This is a genomic window from Agathobacter ruminis, from assembly GCF_002735305.1.
GTDB lineage: Bacteria > Bacillota > Clostridia > Lachnospirales > Lachnospiraceae > Roseburia > Roseburia ruminis.
In genome coordinates this window covers 1-897 of record NZ_PDYG01000101.1, presented here as the reverse complement: position 1 = coordinate 897, position 897 = coordinate 1, and the positions used below count along the sequence as shown (strand labels likewise).

At 35.0% G+C, this 897-nt stretch carries 1 protein-coding gene; it reads left to right on the top strand.

Annotated elements, in window-relative coordinates:
- Positions 1-111: 111 nt before the first annotated feature.
- Complete coding sequence (locus tag CSX02_RS10780) at positions 112-774, top strand: hypothetical protein (protein ID WP_189281529.1); 663 nt, start codon at positions 112-114, stop codon at positions 772-774.
- Positions 775-897: the final 123 nt, after the last annotated feature.

The window sequence follows — 897 nt, the reverse complement described above, 5'->3', positions numbered from 1 at the left end:
TGAAATATGTCAGCTACGCTGACGCAAATCTCGCGCCAAGTCTCGCGAGCGAGACTTGAAGGTGTCGAGTAGATTAATAGGAAACGAGACATAATAGGAATTTATATGAAAATGATAAAAAAAGATGAATCTGAAGAATTGTTTATGATTCAAGAGGCTATTCTCAATGATAATAGCTTAGACGATGTTCAAAAAAATTGCAGGATTGCAATTCTTAATACGTTTGGACTGATTTATGATTATGATGCAGCTTATGATATGTTAGATGAGAAACGTGATACAAATGATTTTAATTCTAATTTGATAGGAGCATACCTGGGTGCTGAGTGGGTTCTATACAAGCAGAATGAGATGTTGAATATATTATTGCGTAACATGGACCAATATTGTTTTAAACAACAAGCTGAAATCAAGTACATTGAGGCTATAGGTAAGCGGTCTCGTGGAGAAAAATATATGGATGAATTGATTCAGGCTATCGAATTGTGTGACAGTATTTGTGCGCCATATTATGAATTGTTGCATATACGGGATTATTCGTTGATGAAAAGAGAGGAACTCGTAGATAAAATTATGAGCAATACCATCTTTCAGGAATATGACCCCAAAAAGCTTGTTGATCCGGAACTGTTTATTGAAACGGAGATATGTAAAAATATTTCTGACCGAGAATATATGGATTTTGTGTTACAACCTGAACCTATGGACGCGGTGCACAATGGCATTAACTGGTTAAAAAAATGGTTCCGAAAAATCAGATTGGAGGATTTTTAATAATGAGAAAGAAAACGATAGAGATTATATGGGCCTTAATGCTGATAACAATGCTTTGTTGTATGCAAGGGTGTGCCTTTATACATAGTGAAAAGAATCATATATATTTCAACAATGCGGAAC

Bases quoted from the DNA above. Each gene is read 5' to 3' on its own strand.
- CSX02_RS10780 (WP_189281529.1), top strand. From the start codon at position 112: ATGATAAAAAAAGATGAATCTGAAGAATTGTTTATGATTCAAGAGGCT.